Annotated in this window: 2 protein-coding genes and 1 pseudogene; all 3 read left to right on the top strand. The window is 69.4% G+C overall.

The features are described from left to right. The first annotated feature begins 239 nt into the window (after nt 1-239). Nucleotides 240-755, top strand: a complete 516-nt coding sequence (locus C7C46_RS10510) for an ALF repeat-containing protein (RefSeq protein WP_110668182.1) — start codon at nt 240-242, stop codon at nt 753-755. A 415-nt stretch (nt 756-1,170) separates the two neighbouring features. Beyond that, nucleotides 1,171-1,485 (top strand): annotated as a pseudogene (locus C7C46_RS36375) (transposase family protein); the annotation flags it as partial. Between the two features lie 247 nt (nt 1,486-1,732). After that, entirely contained in the window at nt 1,733-2,320 is a 588-nt protein-coding gene (locus C7C46_RS36370) for an ISAs1 family transposase (RefSeq protein WP_245984336.1), read from the top strand. The last annotated feature ends 94 nt before the right edge of the window (nt 2,321-2,414 follow it).

Genomic DNA, 2,414 nt, shown 5'->3' with positions numbered 1-2,414 from the left:
CGGTGCGCTCGGCGAGCAGCCGCAGATGTATCCCACCGACATGCCCGATCTGTCCCTTGCCGTCGGCGGACATGGCAAGCCCGCGACTCCACTCGCTATCCTGCACGTGAAAGGTGCCTTCCGACCCGCCCGATACGACCCTCAGCAAGTCGCATCCAAGCAGGTCAGAAGGCACCTCTTCTTTTCATCTCACACTCTGTCAACAAGCCTGGCAGTCCTGCTGAAACACCGAGGCCGGCGTGCGCGCCGGGGCCCAGCGGGCGCTGGCGGGGTCACCGTCGGACATCCACCAGTTCCTGACGGCCGGCCAGGTGAAGGCCCGTGAGGACGACGAGCGCGTCGCCCTCACCCAGATCCTGGCCGACCCGAAGAGCGGCCCGAACCTCAAGGCCGCCGCCGAGAAGGCGATGGACGGCAACGCGACCGATGTCCACACCTTCCTGACGGACGGCCGCGCCGTCGCAGCCGCCAAGGACCAGGGCACCACGCCCACCTCGGCGCCCCCTGCGAGCCCGAGCACGAGCACGAGCACGAGTCCTAGCACGAGCGCTGCGGCTGGCCCCAGCCCCGCCGCCGTTTCCACCAACTCCCCCTCCTCCTTCCTCTCGACCTCGCCTCACCCCGCCCTGCAACTAGCCACCACCACCGGCGGAAGCGGCAGCCTCCCCTGGCTCCTCACCGGCGCCGCCGCAGTCCTGCTCGCCGGCGCAGCCCTGCTGACAGCCAAACGCCGCCGCCGCGCCGCCCGCAGCTGACCACGCCTCGCCCCTACTGCCCTGCCCTCCCCTCCAAGGCTGGACGGCGTCACCCACCCGGATCGCAGTACTCAACGCCTGCACCTCCGCAATCCCGAGCGGCCGCACCTGAACCTGCATCCCCCGCCGTCCACGCCCCCCGCCACGCCGCTCCGGCCGCAGATCTCGAAGGCGTTGAGTTCGGGCCTTCCAGTGGGTCATCCAGCGTTTGCGGCCGTCGCCGGTGGGGCCGCGGGACATGATCGCCTTGTAGACGCATTTCCGGGCTGCCAGGGGCGTTGCAAAGTCCCGGTGATCATGTGAGTCCGCAGGCCGCAGCGGGTCCAAGGAGTGCGGGCTGGGCCGTCACGAACGCAACGAAGCTCCGGTTGAGCGGGGTGACCTTCCCAAGTCGCCTCGCACCACCGGAGCTTCGATGTGTCGTCAGTCTGCCACCGTCTGTCTGATCAAGTCGCCCACTCTGGGAGACACTGCGGGGTTGTCGCTGGTCGAGCGGTTGCGGCTGCTGCCGGATCCGCGTCGGCGTCGAGGGGTGCGTCACCCGTTCGTGGCGGTGCTGCTGGTTGCCGCCTCGGCGGTGGTCCCCGGAGCACGCTCGTATGCGGCCATCGGCCAGTGGTCCGCGAACGCACCGCAGCATGCCCTGGCCCGCCTGGGTGCCCGGGTCGTCGGGGCGTTGAGCATGCGCGTCGCACCGAGTGCCGCCACGATCCGGCGGGTTGTCGGCCTGGTCTGCCCTGGTGGCTTGGCCGATCTGACCGGCGCCGATCCTGCTGGCTCGGACTCGGTGGCGATCGACGGCAAGGCCGCCCGCGGCTCCCGACGCGGCCAGACACCCGCCGCCCACCTGCTGGCCGCGATGACCGGCGACGGCCGAACCGTCACCCAGCTGCGGGTCCCCGACAAGACCAACGAAATCACCTGCTTCGCCGCGCTACTGGCGCCTTTCGACCTGACGGGGGTCACGGTCACGGCCGATGCCCTGCACACCCAGCGCGACCACGCGCTTCCTGGTCTGCGAGAAGAAGGCGCACTACCTGCTGGTGGTCAAGGCCAACCAGCCCGAACTGCACCGCCGGCTGCGATCGCTGCCGTGGAAGGACGTCACGGCGCGCCGCTACGACCGCGAGATCGGCCACGGCCGCCGGGAAACCCGGGTGACCAGAGCTCTCACCGTCAGCGATCTCGGTCTGGACTTCCCCCACGCCGCCCAGGCCGTGCGGATCCTGCGCCACCGCACTGACCTCAAGACCGGCACGGTCAGCCGCCAGACCGTCTACGCGATCACCGACCTGACCTCGCATCAGGCATCACCTCAGCGGCTGGGCCAACTTGCCAGGTCGCAGTGGACCATCGAGAACCGGCTGCACTTCGTCCGCGACACCACCTTCACCGAGGACGCCTCGAAGATCCGCACCGGCCACGGACCCGACAACATGGCGACCCTGCGCAACCTGGCGATCAACACCCTCCGTGCGGCCGGACACCGCAACATCGCCGCCGGGATCCGGCATGCCTCCTACGAGCCCTTCACCCGCCCGCTCGACCTGCTGGGCATCGCCTGACCAGCGCGATTACAAGCTCACAGGACTTTGCAACGGCCCTGGCGCCCTGGGGCCCTACTGCGAACTCTCGCAGTAGGTATGCATTCAGAAGGAA

Source organism: Streptomyces tateyamensis, from assembly GCF_003205575.1.
Lineage (GTDB): Bacteria > Actinomycetota > Actinomycetes > Streptomycetales > Streptomycetaceae > Kitasatospora > Kitasatospora tateyamensis.
Note: the sequence above shows the minus strand (reverse complement) of the source record. Positions and strands in the feature narration are given on the sequence as shown.

Bases quoted from the DNA above. Each gene is read 5' to 3' on its own strand.
- C7C46_RS36370 (WP_245984336.1), top strand. From the start codon at position 1,733: ATGCCCTGCACACCCAGCGCGACCACGCGCTTCCTGGTCTGCGAGAAG.